Raw genomic sequence first — 14,977 nt, forward strand, 5'->3', positions numbered from 1 at the left:
AGGACAAGCGCCGCTGTGCATCTTCGGGGCCAGCTTGCCTGTCAGAGGAGCACGCGCCCACGCCGTGGCCCGACAGCCATACCCCCGAGTCTCATCGCCCGCACCGGGCCTCACCTCATGAGTCGGAGTCGAGATCCGCGGAAGAGACGTGTGGCACGAGGAGGAGTTTCCCATCTGAGGCTCGCCAGACCTCGTACGTCCTCTCCCCGACCTTCACGTACACCCCCGGAGCGGGCGCTGACTCCTTCAGCCACTCAACGGCGTGAGGCATGTCATCGAATACGTGCTCGACATGAGCCTCGCGAGTGGCGGGCTCCTTTATGTCTCGGAGGTACTCGCGGAAGGACGGAAGTTGGTCGGTCACGTAAAGAAACTGGAGCGCGTAGGCCGCAAGCTCCACGGCCTCTCGCGACTCCGCAGGGGAGCTTTCAGAGACACTGCCCAGCGCACGGCATGCCGCCTCGAAATCGAACTCCTCCAGGCGCTTCGTCACGGCATCTCTCCTCAAAGGGCGGCGAGAGGAAGCAGTACCAACACTCCCGTTCCCGCGGTGGTGACCACGAAGGCTGCGCCAGCGACCATGACGATGCTTCCTACCAGGACCTCCGTTCGAGGGCGGCTGAGCCAGCCCTTGGCTGCTTCCATATCCGGGAACGCGAGCGGATGCGCTTCGGTCTCCTTGAGGCACTCCATGTACTCCTCGCGGCACTTCTTCGTGCAGTACTTGTCGTGCCCTTTGTCGCCACGCTTGAGGGGGTAGGGAGGCTGCGTGTTCCAGCATCGCCGGAAGCATTCGATGTGCTCCTGGTCGCAGTTTCGCGTTCCTCCAGAGGTGTAGACGAGTTCGAAGGTTCGGGAGGTGGACGAATGCCTTGGCGAGTCGCTCTCAGGCGAGCTTCGGAGCGACTGCTGGGAGCCACCGCAAGCCACCAGAAGTGAGCAGGTAGCCAACAAGGTCCAGGAGAGTCGGGAGTTCATCGGTGGAGTCAGCATATGCTCCCGCACCCCAGGAGGCTCCCCAGACAATGGAATCCCCCAGGCATGTGGCGACGGCGCTCACCATCGCTGGCTCGGACAGCGGTGGCGGCGCCGGCATCCAGGCCGATCTGCGCACCTTCGCGTTCCACCGCGTCCACGGCACCAGCGCCCTCACCGCCATCACCGCCCAGAACACCCTCGGCGTCACCCGCGTCGATGTGCTCCCCGCCGGCGCCGTCACCGCGCAGATCCAGGCCGTGGCCTCGGACATCGGCGTCAACGCCACGAAGATCGGCATGCTCTCCAACCGGGAGATCATCATGGCCGTCGCCGAGCAGGTCCGGCTCCTCAAGCTCAACCCGCTCGTGGTGGATCCCGTCATGGTCTCCCGCGCGGGCTCGCGCCTCATCGATGACAAGGCCGTCGGCGCCCTGCGCGAGCTGCTCATCCCACTGGCCACCCTCGTTACGCCCAACCGCCACGAGGCCCAGCTCCTCGCGGGCCTCGAAGTCCACACGCTCGAGGACATGCACGAGGCCGCCCGCCGCATCCACCGGCTCGGGCCCAAGGCCGTGCTCGTCAAGGGAGGCGCCATGCCCGGCGCCCTGCGAGGCACGGATGTCTGGTTCGATGGCCAGCGCCTCGAGACGCTCCGCGTGGAGACCGTCGACACGCCCAACACCCATGGCACCGGCTGCACGCTGTCCGCCGCCGTCGCCGCGCACCTGGCGCTCGGCCGAGAGCTCTTCGATGCCACCCGGCGCGCCAAGGACTACATCACCACGGCGCTCCATCACCCGCTGGCGCTCGGCCGGGGCAACGGGCCCTTCAGCCACTTCTCCGTCCTGGGTGATTCGTAATCACCGCTGACCGCGCTGGGGCCGAAGCTGTGCGCTCACGGGAGGCTCGGGGAGGCGCGTGTCACGTGCGCCTCCCCAGCCGCCACTTCTCCCCTACCTCGAGCGCATCAGGTCAGCCGGCTCCAGAACGAGCGCTTCGAGGAGATGCGATCCAATGCCTCTTGCAGCTCCTCGTCGAAGTCCGCGCGGTTGGCGATGTCGCCCATCGAGATGATGCCGATGACGCGGTCATCCTTCTCGACCACGGGGATGCGGCGGATCTGCTTCTTGCCCATCAGCTCGATGATGCTGTGGATGTCCTCGTCCGGGTGGACGCACTCCACGTCATCCGTCATCACGTCCTGGGCGCGGAGCTGATCCGGCGTCTTGCCACCGGTGAAGGCGCGGATGACCAGGTCGCGGTCGGTGATGATGCCCACCAGGCAGCCCCGGTCGTCCACGATGGGGACCACGCCGCAGTCCTCGTCCTTCATCAACTGGGCCACATCGCGCAGCAAGCTGTCGCGGCGCAGCGTCTTCACGCCCCGGGTCATGATCTCCCGCGCGGTGAGCGGTTCACGCTGCCAGCGGCGGAATAGACCTCCCAGGCCGGTGCCACCCTGGCGGCGGTGCTCGGTCTCCGAGCCCCGAGCCGTATACGTCTCGCTCCGGCCGATGTTCACCCCCGTGCCGGGCTGGCCCGGGCTGGCCTGCCCCAGGCCCAGCACCGAGTCATACCGGCCCTGGCCCGAGGATTGGCCCGGGTGTCCGTATTGTCCGTACTGTCCCTGTCCGTACAGGCCGCTGGGGCTCTGCCCGATGCCCGAGTACTGCCCCTGTCCGTACAGGCCTTGCCCGTACTGTCCCTGGACGCCGTACTGTCCCTGGACCCCGGTCTGTCCCTGGCCGGCATACTGGCCCACGCCGTACTGTCCCTGGGTGCCATATGGGCCCTGCGCGTACTGTCCCGGGTGTCCATACTGGCCGCCGGAGTACTGGCCGCGGTCCTCACGTAGCTGGCGCTCGTCCGCGCCGTAGCCGGTGCGGTCCCACTGCCGGTAGTTCTCGCCGCCCACGTCGCGGCGCGTCTCCAGCGAGTGACGGAGGTCCTGATCACCCATGCGCTGCTGGGCGCCTCCAATGCCCGTGGCATAGCGCTCATCCCGATCGTCCCGCCCGTACGGGCCCTGGGAGTAGCCACCCTGGCTGCGGCTGCCCCAGTCCGAAGGACGGAGATCGTGGTCGCTCGAGCCCATCGTGCCGCGCGTGCTCATCCCTGCGCCGGAACCCATGCCGCTCATGCCCTGGCCGGTGCCGGTGCCCAGGCCCGTGGCCACGTCCGAGCTGGTGCGCGGCTGCGCCAGCCGCATCGACGCGGCGCGGTGGAAGCGGCCCTGACGCAGGGAGGGATCCTCATCGCGCTCGGGGCTGTAGCCGCTGATATCGGACTCGGCACGCTCGCGAGAGCCGGGAGGCGACACATCCGCGCCACGCTTCGACATATCGATGCCGCGCGCCGACACATCCGTGCTGCCCAGCGAGACGCCTGTCCCATTCTCGGGGACGCCCGGGCGCTGAGAAGTACGACCGTCGTCCCTGCCGTTGTCCATTCGTCTGTCGGCCATCTGGAAGAACCTCCACTGCGGAGTGAATGTCCCGCGCTCGCCATGGGGAGCGCGGGCGGCGAAGACTGGGGATGGCGCCCTCGGGCTCCAAGGGGACGCCACCGCCCGCCAGGCCGTCTGTCCGCGGCAGGTCAGGTTCTCAAGGCCGGACGCTCGGAGTCGGACACCCCGGCCGCCCGCTGGTGAACGGAGCGGATCCAATGTGCCAACGCGAGCACCGCGAACCTCAGTGCACGCTCCAGAGCGCGCCGATCTCCTCGCAGGCCAGCTCCACGTCGTGCAGCCGGCGCGAGTTCGCCTTGGGGGCCTCGAAGAGGGTGCCAGCGAACACATCCACCACGTGGACCAGGCGATGGTCCGCGGGACCCAGATGCCTCAGATGCTGCTCGGCGAAGCTCTGCAGCAGCGTGGCGATGTATTGCCCGGAGCGCTCGTCCAGCGGGTGCCACTTGGCGAAGTAGAGTTTGAGCAGCCCGACTTTGTTCTCCCCGCGCCGATCCAACATCTGCAGCACCACTTCGGGGCGCACGCTGATGGTGACGCCGGCCACCTCGAGCACCGGGGGCTCCTGTCCCACCGCGCTGATGATGGTGTTGTCCAGCTCCAGCTTCGGCACCATCGAGGCGAACCGGTCCAGCGCCTCGATGCACAGTTGCAAGCGCTGGGCCTCGAACTCCGTCTGCGGCACTGTGTTGAAGAAGCGTTCCTGGTGGTCTCGGAGGATGCGAGCGTTCAGGTGGCCACAGAGGAACTCGGTGATGGCGAGCGAGGCTTCCGGGTAACGCAGGTACTGCGGATCACACGGGTGCTTCTGGTCGTGGATGATGCGTTTGCGACGAGCCGGTGAAGCGGTCAGGTACTCCCCCAGCTTGTTCACCGAGACGCGTGGCGACTCACGGGTTTCCGCCATGGGTACAGCCCCTTCGTGTGTCGTTGATGCAGCGACACTACAGAAGGGGTCTGACAACTCAGTCGCTGTAGGAAAACGCGCCTAACGCGCCGCGACGCGAGCCACCAGCGGTCGGGCCTTCTCCAAAAGCTGGAGGAACTCCTCGCGCTCGGCATTGCCTGCGGGAGTGGCCTCGCGAGCGATCTTCTGTACCTGCTCGAAACTCCAGCGCTGGGCGTGGGGGCTGCGGCGCAGCAACTCGGCGGCGCCCATGACGGCGGTGGCGAAGCGCAGATCCGGGCTGGCCGAGGCGAAGCTGGAGGCCAGGTACCTGCTGGAGAAGTGGAACTCGCGCTCGGAGGCCTTCTCGCCGCGAGGCTTCTTGGCGCGCACGCGCACGATGGCCAGGTTGTCGCCCGTGCCGCCCCCCTTGAGCTCCAGCTCGTAGAGCGCGGTGACGGTGTGGCCGGCGCCCAGCTCGCCCGCGTCCACCTTGTCATCCCGGAACTGGATGTCTGCGATGGCGCGGTTCTCGTAGCCCACCAGCCGGTAGCGAGCCACCTGGGCGGGATCGAACTCCACCTGCAGCTTCACGTCCTGGGCGATGACTTCGAGCGTGCCGCCGAGCTGCTCCTGGAAGATGCGGCGCGCGGCCATGAGCGAGTCCACGTAGTAGTGGTTGCCATTGCCCTTGTTGGCGAACTGCTCCATGAGCTCGTCCTTGTAGTTGCCCATGCCGAAGCCCACGGTGGTGACGGTGACGCCCTCCTTCACGTAGCCGCGGATCATCTTCAGGATGTCCTCGTGGCTGGTGGCGCCCACGTTGGCGTCTCCGTCCGAGAGGATGAGCACGCGCGAGACGGACTGCTCATCCACCGTCTTCATGGCCTGCTGGTAGGCCAGCTCGATGCCGGAGGCCATGGCGGTGGAGCCACCTGCCTCGAGCTCCTCGATGGCCTGGTGGATGACGGCCTTGTGCTCCAGGCCGGTGGGAGGCAGGGCCACCTTCACGCTGCCGGCATAGGTGACGAGCGCCACGGTGTCCCCATCCCGCAGGTTGTCCACGAGCATGCGCAGGGCGCGCTTGGCCAGGGGCAGCTTGTCCGGGGACTGCATGGAGCCGGAGACGTCTACCAGGAAGGTGAGGTGCGCGGGCTTGCGCTCGGAGACGCTGAGCTGCTTGCCCTGCACGCCCACGCGCAGCAGGTGGCGGCCGGGCGTATACGGCGAGGGCGCCGCGTCCATCTGCACGGCGAACGGCGAGTCGTCCGTGGGGGCTGCATAGGAGTAGCGGAAATAGTTGAGGAACTCCTCCACGCGCACGCCTTCTTGAGACGGCAGCGAGCCCTCGAGGATCTTCCTGCGCGCCAGCGTGTACGAGCCCGTGTCCACGTCGATGGCGAAGGTGGAGAGCCGATCCTCGCTCGCGGTGACGAAGGGGTTCACGCCCCAATCGTGGTACTGCTCGGAGTTGCTGGACGGATCCGCCGGGGGCGCTTCGTTGTACTTGGCACCCGCCGCGTACTTCCTGGGTGCCGCCATGCCCTTGCCACCGAGCATGGCGCTCCCCTGTCCATAGGCCACGGCGCCGCCGCCATAGCCACTGCCTTTGCCTTTCCCCGCCAGGCCCAGGCCTCCGCCACCCGAGCCCAGGCCTCCAATCCCAAGGCCTCCGAAGTTTCCCGACTTGGCCGCCAGGCCTGAGGGGGCTGGCGTCAATGTCTTGTTCATGTTCTCCACCGCTCCGTTGTCCAGGACGGTGGGGGGACGGTTCGAGGCGGGCGCGGCCGCGAGCCTGGCATCCTCTGCCTTCTTCCCTTCCATCTTCACCTTGGCGCGCTCCGCGAGCGGCTGCGGCTGTTCCTCTCGCGAGCGGCACCCCACGGACAACGTGCTTCCAGCAAACAGCGCGCAGACGATCCCACTGACGGCCACACGGCTCCGCCTCATGAACCCCTCCCTCGTGCTTTCGGGCTTTCGGGAAAGTTGGACAACGGTGCGCGCGGCAGGTTCCCGCGAACCTTTTGCGGAGTGCAAAGTTTGCGAGGCGGAGCCCCGGGTCGGGACAGGTGAGCCGGGAGCGGAAAGGCCCGTCGTTTCGATGGCTTGAGCGGAGCTTGGGCGAGGGACGGAGTTTGCAGAAGCCCGGCTCGCCGCGCGGGGCCCTCGGGGCTCGCGCGGCTTCGCAGGGAGAAACCACCATGCAGCACTCTGGGATTTCCGTCCTCCGCCAGCTCTGCTTCGGCCTCGTGGTGTTGGGCCTCGCGGGCGGCGCTCATGCCGAACTCGGCAACCCCTCCACCAACACCGCCGCCTGCTGCCAGCTCACCACGTCGCTCGTGAACGACGTGCTGCGCGGCAAGGATGTCTCTGGCGATGAGCGCTTCTTCAGCACCGACGGCGCTTCGCCCAACATCCACTTCCTGGTGGATGCCTCCAGCTCCATGCGCGAGCTGCCTCAGGTCGTCAACAGCAACCACGAGGCCTTCTTCAAGGACACGATCAACGGCTGCGAGAACCCGAGCCTGGATGCGTACTCGGCCAGCCGCGGCTGGGATCCGAGCTTCAAGTACCCGGTGCCGGATCCGGGCACGGGCTTCGCCGCGGATCCGGGCTACCCCAACCTGTTCCAGGATGAGAAGTTCTACGCGTACCTGTACTGGACCGACAGCACCAACCCGCCTCCCCAGTGGAACTCGGCGGCGGAGGTCTGCCAGGCGCGCGTGGTGAATTGGAACACAACGGGCGCGGCCGACTACAACCGCTGCCTGGAGTGCCTGAGCACCAAGGGCTATTGGAAGGAGAAGGACGCCGAGGGCCGCAACAGCGGCAACCAGACGAGCCTGGACTTCGTGTTCTGGGGCCGCTTCCTGAACTTCAACCCGCCCAAGTACGTCGCCGCGAAGGCGGTGCTCAAGTCCATCCTCAAGGACGTGAAGCGGGTGCGCGTGGGCCTGAGCAACTTCGCGCTCAACAGCAACCCCGCGCTGACCATCCCGCTGCGGCCGCAGGGGCCTTCGTGCTCGGCCATCGTCAGTGACTCGACCGCGTTCAACGGCCTGCGCGAGGACTACATCGACGCGATCAACCACCTGTCCTTCAACACGGGCACGCCGCTGGGGCGCTCGCTGCTCAACGTGGGCTATTACTTCACCTCGGACAAGAGCGTGTACGAGACCGACTTCGGCTTTGGCTCGGCCTACAACTACCCGTCGGAGTTCGCCAACGCGGCGCTCATCTCGCCTGACCGCAGCGTGTGCTGGGGCTGCCAGAGCACGTCCGTCATCATCATCACGGATGGCGAGCCGAGCGGAGACTCCGTGTCCCTGGCGATGGCGGCCAAGCTGCGCGCGCTCAACGGTGGCCCCGTGTACTGCCCGGCGAGCCAGCCGTGCGCCTCGGGCCCCTTGCCCTCCAACCGGGACATGGGCCCCAGCGACACCGTGCTCACCGATGACAACCAGAACTACTACCTGGATGACGTGGCGAAGTTCCTCTACGAGAAGGACCTTCAGCACCACGTGCCCGATCAGGTGGGCGATCTCAACACGGAGAAGCAGCAGCGGATCGTCACCTATACGGTGGGCTTCGGCGTGAAGAGCAACCTGCTCAAGCACACCGCTGAGGTGGGCGGCGGCCTGTATTACACGACCCAGGACGCCAACAGCCTCAAGCAGGCGCTGCTGGACATCATCAACACCGTGCAGACGCGCGCCACCTCGTTCTCGAGCCCCGCGGCCAGTGCGCTCCAGGTGGGCGGCGCCAGCGGCACGGTGGTGCCTCGCTTCGAGCCGGCGCGCTCGAAGACGGAGCCGTGGAAGGGTTCCCTCTACCGCTTCAAGGAGAGCCCCGAGCGCCTGCTGGGCTGCGATCCGATGAACCCTGCCGCGGGCGGGGACCTCAACCAGGATGGAGATTGCGATGACACGCTGATGATCGACAAGGCGGGGGACGCCGTCACCGAGGACGAGGAGGGCCACTTCGTGAAGCTGCTCTCGCCGCTCGTGCCGGCCCAGCCCATCTGGGAGGCCGGTGAGAAGCTGCACGCCGAGGGCCCCACCCGGTGGAAGACCCGCCGCATCTACACCCTCATCGACAACAACGTTCCCGGCGGGGACGGCAAGCTGGACTCGCGGGACACGCCTGTGGAGTTCACCGAGGCCAACGCGGCGCTGCTGCGCGAGTACCTGGGCATCAGCGACAACCCGGCCGCGTGCCAGGACCTTGCCGACCGGCTGGGGCTCCCGAGTCTGTCCGCCATGGACTGCGCGAAGCTCGTGATCCGCTGGTACCGCGGCGCGGACGCGCTCAACCCCGACCCGCTCCTGCAGGGACAGGATCGGCCCTTCCTGCTCGGCGACATCTTCCACTCGTCGCCGGCCGCCGTGGATCCACCCATGCCCAAGAGCTTCTGCTCCTTCTCCACGCAGTGCCTGTCGGCGCTCTTCTCCGGCTCCACGCCGCAGCAGAACGGCTACACGACGCCGGGCCGCACGGACGTGCTCGCCTACGACAAGTACGAGTACGAGGCGGGCAAGCGCGACAAGGTGCTCCTGGTGGGCGCCAACGACGGCATGCTGCACTCCTTCCTCAACGGCACCAAGGTGAGCAGCTCGGATGACGTGGATCCGTTCACCGGCCAGCGGAAGTACGACGACGGCACGGGCGAGGAGCTGTGGGCCTTCATCCCTCCGGACCTGCTGCCCAAGCTGCGTCCCAACATCGGCAAGCACGCCTACTTCGTGGACGGCACGGCCATGGTGCGAGACGTGTGGATCGACGGGGTGGGCGGGGCTAAGGACAACAAGAAGCAGTGGGAGGAGTACCGCACGGTCGCCGTGGTGGGCACCGGCCGGGGCGGTGTGCACCGCTTCGCGCTGGACCTGACGCGCGTGCTCGGCCACAACCCGGGAGACACCGCCAACCTGGCGCCGAGCCAGCAGGGAGACTTCCTGTGGATGTGGCCGCAGCCGTGCGATGCGCTCGCTCTGCAGGTGGGCGAGAGCTTCACCAGCTTCGCGCCGCGCCCGCCGCCCATCGGCCCGGTGGCGCTCACCGATGATGCGGATCAGGCCCTGCGCGCCTTCTCGGGCGACAGCGACAACCCCGGCACGGGGCCGTGGCTGATCGACAACACGCCCGCTCGCGAGCGGTGGGTGGTGGCGCTCAACGGAGGCTTCGACGAGCACATGCTTCGTGGCCGGGGCATGGCCCTCGTGGATCTCCAGAGCGGCCACACCGTGTGGAGCTTCTTCCATGGAGACGGCCAGAGCCGCTCGGAGCACCTGCGTTACCCGATCGGCGCGGGCCTCTCGATGATGGACATCGGCAAGGCGGACAGTCCGCTCGTGGATGCGGACACGCTGTGGGACTCGGCCACCGTGGGTGACTATGGCGGGCAGCTGTGGATGGTGCGCCTGTGGAAGCCGGGCGTGTGGAACGCGGGCAAGGGCCAGGTGGACAACTGGTTCGCGGCGCGCGCCTTCCGCGTGGCCAACCTGGCCGGGAAGACGGGCGATGCGGAGGCCCTGCGCGCTCCGTTCAGCTTCATGACCGTGAACACCCTGCAGCCCGATACCGGCTTCCTGCGCACCTTCGTGGGCACTGGCGACCGGGAGAACCTGCTGGAGAAGGGCACTGCCTGCCGCCTGTCCAACCCGCGCGCCTGCGCGGTGCAGGGCTGCGCCGTCAACAACACGCTCACCGTCCAGCGCGGAGGCTCCACGCTCTACACCACGAGCGCGGCGTACAGTGGCTACCACTACACCTCGGGCACCGAGTCCGTGGGTTCGCAGGGCAACTCGTGCGCGGGCGCGGAGGTGACGCTCACCTGGAACAACGATGCGGCCAACGGCTGCCTCAACACCAACGACGGCTCCATCCACTACACATGCGATGGAGACACCTCCTCGTGGAGCTGCCGCGACGAGACCAACACCTGGGCGCAGCTCAACCTCGTCCAGGACACGCAGCCGTACCCGCAGCGCTACTACGGCGTGTGGACGTACGGCGGCACGGCGCCCACGCGCCGCTTCGACACCGATGCCGAGGCCTCCGCGTATGACGACAGCCTGCTCACGGACAGCGACTTGCTGGACGTCGGCCAGTTCGACAACTCGGGCCAGGTCACCAGCAGCCCCCAGGCGGCGGTGCCCACGGGCAAGGGTTGGTACATCCAGTACGCGCTGGACAACGAGCGCACCGGCACCAGCGGCACGCTGCAGGCCGGCTGCGTGCTGTGGAGCTCCTTCGAGCCCAGCGGCGCCACGGCGGCGGTGTGCTCGACGACGGGCACCAACGTGGCGCGGCTGTACCAGGCCAACTTCGCCACGGGCCTGGCCAACTGCGCGGTGGGCTTCTACGACAAGGGCCAGGACCAGTGGGCGCGCTACACCGAGAGCACCACCGTGGCGGCTCCCGCCGAGCCGGCGATGCAGGTCTCCATCGGCGGCGGCGAGGTGGTGCTCGGCATCAGCCAGCAGGGGCCCGGCCAGTCCACGCGCGCGCAGATCCAGCGCAGCGACGAGGGCGTGAAGTCGCTCTACCAGTTGGAGCTCGACCCTCGCGGCCACGGCTGCCGCCACGAGGGCGTGGCCACGCTCTGCGACTGAGAGAGGCGGGCTGAAAGCACGAAGGGCTCGGAACCCACTCGAGGCTCCGAGCCCTTCTCATGTGCGGGCCTGAATGTCCGGGCCCGTGGGGCCTACTTGTTGGGAGCCGGCGTCGGAGCCGGAGGCTGCGCGGCTTCCTTGGCCGCCTTCTCCGCGGCCTGCTTGGCCTTGAACTTCTCCTGCTTCTCCTTGAAGACGTTCGTGAGGTCCTCGTACTGCTTCTGATACTCCTGGGCCTTCTTCAGGTGCTCGGCGGCCTGGGCCATCGCCTCGGCGGACTTGGCCTTGTTCTTGTTGGTGCGCGCCTCGGCCTCCAGCGTCGTCTGCTGCTGTTGCTCGTACTGGATGTACTTCGCCATCACGATGCGCTTGTTGATGTACGTGAAGGGATAGTCCGGGTTGAGCGCGACGACCTGATCCAGGTACGCGATGGCCTTGTCCAGGTGCTCGGGCACCGCGGTGGCCTGCGCGTTCTCCGTGCCGCCGCGCTTGGAGTAGATGGCCGCCAGCCAGCCCAGGCTCGCCTCGTCCTTCGGGTTGAGCTTGAGGGCCTCGTTGAACTTGGCCTCGGCCTGATCCAGGTTGCCGGCCTGGCGGTACTGGTCGGCGATCACCCGGTACAGCTCCGACTTCTCCTCGTTGGTGCCCTTGGTCGCGAGCACCTGGAGCAGCGCCTTCTCGGCGTCCTCGACCTTGCCGGCCTGGCGGAACTCGTCCGCGGCCACGCGGTACAGGTCCGTCTTCTCCGTGGGGTTCTTCACGAACTCCACGTACTTCAGCAGGGCCTCGCCGGCCTTCTCGTGCTCGCCGACTTGCTGGTGGGCGAAGGCCTTCTCCTTCCAGGACTTCTCCTGGTTGGGGTCCGCCTGGAGCGACAGCTCATACTCGGCGGCGGCCTGCTTGAACTCCTTCTTGTTGAAGTGGTTGGTGGCCTTGATGCGGTGCTCCTTGGCGGGATCGGGCGCACCCTCGCAGCCCAGCGTCCCCGTCAGGGTGAGCACTCCCAGCACCAGCCCCACTCTTCCCAGTTTCTTCATGCACATGCCTTTCGAGCGGTGCCGGGGATCAGCGATCTCGGCACGGTTTGAAAATGGATTGGCTCCGAGCACGCGGCGCGCGGCCCCGTGAGGCGCGGCAGCATACCCGAAGTCCATTGGTGTGCCCCCCTCCCTGGTGGGCTCCTCTGGCCTCTACCCGAGAGAGGGGGCAAAAGGAACGCCACTCTTCCACCCTGGAGAGCAGGCGGCCCGGAGTGGGCTCCGGAGGGGGGTGAGCGGGGTGGACGCCAAGGATGGAGAGAGTTCTGCCCTCTGTCCTGGCTCAGGTTCGACCGACCGACCGGTAGTCGCCTGCCTCGCCAAGGGTGACCCGGCAAGGCAAGGTGGTCGTCACCCAACCACCGGCGGGATAGCGCCCGAGTGCTGCGTTGATGCCTTCGCCGTATCCGGCTCGGCCCAGTGGTGCATACGAGGTGGGCGCGCGGCGAGCGACCAGGCAGGATCATCGCCGCGGCGCAGCGCTACGTAGGGAGGGAGCAGGGACGCAGCGGGCATGCAGGCGTCAGCGTCGGGAGGAAGGCTATCCCCGTAGGACGTCCGGAGGTGAAGCACGAGCGCCACCCAGCGGTTCCTCCTCTTCTCCGTGGCGCCCCTTTACCCTGCTCACCTGCTCGCACGAAGGGGTGATGCATGCTGCCGTGGCGGACTCTCTGGAAAGCCGAAGCGCTGTTGATGGTGTTCGTCCTTGGGTGTGCTGGCACCTCTCGGGTTCCCCTCGTGGAGTACACCGGCCAAGGTAAAGCCGTCGTCCACGTACCCCGCACGGCAGACCTGCCCCCGGTGGTGCTAGAGGAAGGGGAGTCCCAGCAGGCTGTCAGGCACCTTGCGAGCGAGGTGCGGTTGAGAGGCACGCCGCGCCAGACGGTGGAGACGGCGTTTCAGATGGATCCGCAGAGCGGCAATTACCTCTACCTCCAGCGGGAGAAGAAGCTGGTGCCAGCAGGGCCCGGCGAGTCCTGGGACGGTACGTTGACGAAAGAGGAGCTTGCGCTGGCGGAACGCTATCGACTCTGGTGCCGGAGCGCCTACCACTTCTATGGAGACTGTCTCGGGGGCGCGCTGGTGGCAGGGCGCTACCTGGACATGCAAGGCCGTTACGTCTGGGCGCTGGCCATGAGCAAGAGCCCCGTCCTGGACGAGATGAAAAAGGCGCTCGGAGGGATGGTGGAATTCCGCGCGCTCCTCAGCGCGGCCCTGTGGACGTTGGGTTCCATGCTGCTGATCCTGCTGCTCAACCCCGTGGCACCGGGGTTGGTGGCGGTGTTGGGCGTCGGGATTCTCCTGTATGTGGGCTATGACACGCTCCGCAACCTGGTGACGGGCTGGGCGGAGTTGACGGAGGCGGCGAAGGTCGCAACCACCTTCGAGCAGCTCCGCGACGCGGGCGAGCGCTTCGGCAGGATTCTCGGGAGCGAGTCCGCGCGTGCGTTGGTCATGCTGTTGGTTGCGGCCATTGGCGCGACGGCGCAGCAGTTTGCGGCGAAGGTGCCGACGCTGCCCGGCTCGGCGCAGGTGGCCATGCAGGCCGAGGGGCAGGCAGGATTCTCTCTTTCCGCCCTGGGGGCGGTGGAGGAGATCGCGGTCAGTGCCGAGGGTGTCAGCATCACGCTGCCCGCGAACGCGGTGGCCATGGGGGCGAGTGGCAGTAGCAGCACGGGCCCCTGCATCGAGACGCACCACATCGCTACCATCTGCAACGAGAAGTCCACCGCGCGTGGGGGCCAGTGGACGCCGCGCTTCCGGGAGATCTTCGCCAGGGCCGGGATGACGCTGGATGACCCGGCGAACAAGATGCCTCTGCCTGGGCATTACGGACCCCACCCCGAGCGTTATCACCAGATCGTCTACGACGTGCTGGAAGATGCAACGGTTGCCTGTCGCAGCGCCGTGGTGTGCCGTGAGAGGCTGACGAGGGCCCTCAAGCGACTGGCGGATCAGATTGCTACGCCGGGGACAGAATTGAACCAACTCGTCACCCGGCGGTAGTCACGCTAAGTGGAGCCCATGTCCAAGCGTTTCTTCAGACTCTCCGATGATGTGAATGTCCCGCATCGCTGGCACCTGAACATGCCGACGGACCGTCAGGGCCGAAAGGTGGACGACGCGCAGTTTCGTATCGGGGCACCTGTCCACATCCAGGAACGCTTGAGGATCCCCGTCGAGATTGCGGGCAAGCCGTTGGACTACACGGAGGCAGGCATCCGCATCCCGGTGATCCATGTCCGGGTTGCGTCCATGTTCGCGGAGCTGGCCCCGGATGATGTCCAACTGCTCCCCGTGGATGTGGAGGACCAACCGGATCAGTACCTCATCCTCGTTGCCACACGTCTCATCCGCTGCATCGACGAACAGGCGTCCCGGATCGAACTCTGGACACACGAGGACGGAGTGCCCGACAAGATCGGTCATTATTTCTCCGTGCGGGATCTACGCATCGACAAGTCCAAAGTGGGAAACACCAAGGTCTTCCGTCTCGAGGGGTGGACGGGCCCGCTCATCGTCTCCGAGGAGCTCCACGACGCCTTGGCGCGAATGGGCGCGATAGGCGCGAGGTTTGAGGAGGTCTAATAACCTCGGGTGGCTGAGCTATTGGTCTGCTGCTGCCGCGAAAGCCATCGGGTTCCCAGACCCGGCTCGCGACGCCGAGTTGCTCAAGCGGGCGCGTCGCACGCCGTCGGGCGGATGGGTCGTGCAACTCACCGATGCACCGCTCGACCTCGACAACCCCGCCCACCTGGACGCGCTCAAACGCGCCTACGAGCGCTTCCCGCAGATCGGCGGGCGCGACTCTCCGTGACCGCTCAGCGCATGATCAGTGACTTTTCGTCCAGGAGTGAGATTCACCGGACCCCGTTGCAAGCGGGGCGTCCACGGACCACCACTGTTGGTGGGCTCGGTCCGCCACAGCGGCCCCCAGCTTCCCAGGGGCGCGTATGCCTGGCTGCGGGTGTGCCAGCAGGCTCGCGAAGAAAGTAGG

General features: G+C 67.0%; 11 protein-coding genes. 5 read left to right on the forward strand and 6 right to left on the reverse strand.

The window, feature by feature from the left end:
• Positions 1–115 precede the first annotated feature (115 nt).
• A complete protein-coding gene (locus tag KY501_RS46860; protein WP_224371585.1) occupies positions 116–493 on the reverse strand; it encodes a hypothetical protein in 378 nt (125 codons plus the stop codon).
• Positions 494–504: 11 nt separating this feature from the next.
• Positions 505–693, reverse strand: a complete 189-nt coding sequence (locus KY501_RS46865; protein WP_224371586.1) for a hypothetical protein — start codon at positions 691–693, stop codon at positions 505–507.
• Positions 694–1,025: 332 nt separating this feature from the next.
• Here KY501_RS46865 and thiD point away from each other — a divergent pair, with 332 nt between their 5' ends.
• Complete coding sequence (gene thiD, locus KY501_RS46870) at positions 1,026–1,838, forward strand: bifunctional hydroxymethylpyrimidine kinase/phosphomethylpyrimidine kinase (RefSeq protein WP_224371588.1); 813 nt, start codon at positions 1,026–1,028, stop codon at positions 1,836–1,838.
• 107 nt (positions 1,839–1,945) lie between these two features.
• On the opposite strand, the gene KY501_RS46875 is transcribed toward thiD, so the two are convergent.
• From KY501_RS46875 to KY501_RS46885, 3 genes are all read right to left on the reverse strand, one after another.
• Positions 1,946–3,442 (reverse strand): CBS domain-containing protein, encoded by a 1,497-nt coding sequence (locus KY501_RS46875; RefSeq protein WP_224371590.1) that lies wholly within the window; start codon positions 3,440–3,442, stop codon positions 1,946–1,948.
• 226 nt (positions 3,443–3,668) lie between these two features.
• A complete protein-coding gene (locus KY501_RS46880) occupies positions 3,669–4,352 on the reverse strand; it encodes a hypothetical protein (protein ID WP_224371592.1) in 684 nt (227 codons plus the stop codon).
• 81 nt (positions 4,353–4,433) lie between these two features.
• A complete protein-coding gene (locus KY501_RS46885) occupies positions 4,434–6,281 on the reverse strand; it encodes a vWA domain-containing protein (RefSeq protein WP_224371595.1) in 1,848 nt (615 codons plus the stop codon).
• Positions 6,282–6,532: 251 nt separating this feature from the next.
• Between KY501_RS46885 and KY501_RS46890 the strand changes: the two genes are divergently transcribed.
• A complete protein-coding gene (locus KY501_RS46890; protein ID WP_224371597.1) occupies positions 6,533–10,942 on the forward strand; it encodes a pilus assembly protein in 4,410 nt (1,469 codons plus the stop codon).
• Positions 10,943–11,034: 92 nt separating this feature from the next.
• Here the strand turns inward: KY501_RS46890 and KY501_RS46895 are convergent, their stop codons facing one another.
• Positions 11,035–11,979 carry a tetratricopeptide repeat protein gene (locus KY501_RS46895; protein WP_224371599.1) on the reverse strand — a complete coding sequence of 315 codons (945 nt, stop codon included), beginning with the start codon at positions 11,977–11,979 and terminating at the stop codon, positions 11,035–11,037.
• Positions 11,980–12,630: 651 nt separating this feature from the next.
• Here KY501_RS46895 and KY501_RS46900 point away from each other — a divergent pair.
• The 3 genes from KY501_RS46900 to KY501_RS46910 are packed head-to-tail and all read left to right on the forward strand — an operon-like array spanning position 12,631 to position 14,797.
• Complete coding sequence (locus KY501_RS46900) at positions 12,631–13,986, forward strand: AHH domain-containing protein (protein ID WP_224371601.1); 1,356 nt, start codon at positions 12,631–12,633, stop codon at positions 13,984–13,986.
• Between the two features lie 18 nt (positions 13,987–14,004).
• Positions 14,005–14,568, forward strand: coding sequence for an imm11 family protein (locus KY501_RS46905; RefSeq protein ID WP_224371603.1), 564 nt, complete (start codon positions 14,005–14,007; stop codon positions 14,566–14,568).
• Positions 14,555–14,797: a DUF5953 family protein gene (locus KY501_RS46910; RefSeq protein ID WP_224371605.1), complete on the forward strand. Its 243-nt coding sequence runs from the start codon at positions 14,555–14,557 to the stop codon at positions 14,795–14,797. Before KY501_RS46905 ends, KY501_RS46910 begins: the two co-directional genes overlap by 14 nt.
• The last annotated feature ends 180 nt before the right edge of the window (positions 14,798–14,977 follow it).

The sequence above is a fragment of the Hyalangium versicolor genome (genome assembly GCF_020103695.1).
GTDB classification, from domain to species: Bacteria; Myxococcota; Myxococcia; order Myxococcales; family Myxococcaceae; genus Hyalangium; species Hyalangium versicolor.

What these genes read in the sequence shown, in the direction of transcription:
- KY501_RS46865 (WP_224371586.1), bottom strand. Translation starts at nt 693, where the DNA reads ATGGAGTGCCTCAAGGAGACCGAAGCGCATCCGCTCGCGTTCCCGGAT.
- thiD (WP_224371588.1), top strand. Translation starts at nt 1,026, where the DNA reads ATGGAATCCCCCAGGCATGTGGCGACGGCGCTCACCATCGCTGGCTCG.
- KY501_RS46875 (WP_224371590.1), bottom strand. Translation starts at nt 3,442, where the DNA reads ATGGCCGACAGACGAATGGACAACGGCAGGGACGACGGTCGTACTTCT.
- KY501_RS46880 (WP_224371592.1), bottom strand. Translation starts at nt 4,352, where the DNA reads ATGGCGGAAACCCGTGAGTCGCCACGCGTCTCGGTGAACAAGCTGGGG.
- KY501_RS46885 (WP_224371595.1), bottom strand. Translation starts at nt 6,281, where the DNA reads ATGAGGCGGAGCCGTGTGGCCGTCAGTGGGATCGTCTGCGCGCTGTTT.
- KY501_RS46890 (WP_224371597.1), top strand. Translation starts at nt 6,533, where the DNA reads ATGCAGCACTCTGGGATTTCCGTCCTCCGCCAGCTCTGCTTCGGCCTC.
- KY501_RS46895 (WP_224371599.1), bottom strand. Translation starts at nt 11,979, where the DNA reads ATGAAGAAACTGGGAAGAGTGGGGCTGGTGCTGGGAGTGCTCACCCTG.
- KY501_RS46900 (WP_224371601.1), top strand. Translation starts at nt 12,631, where the DNA reads ATGCTGCCGTGGCGGACTCTCTGGAAAGCCGAAGCGCTGTTGATGGTG.
- KY501_RS46905 (WP_224371603.1), top strand. Translation starts at nt 14,005, where the DNA reads ATGTCCAAGCGTTTCTTCAGACTCTCCGATGATGTGAATGTCCCGCAT.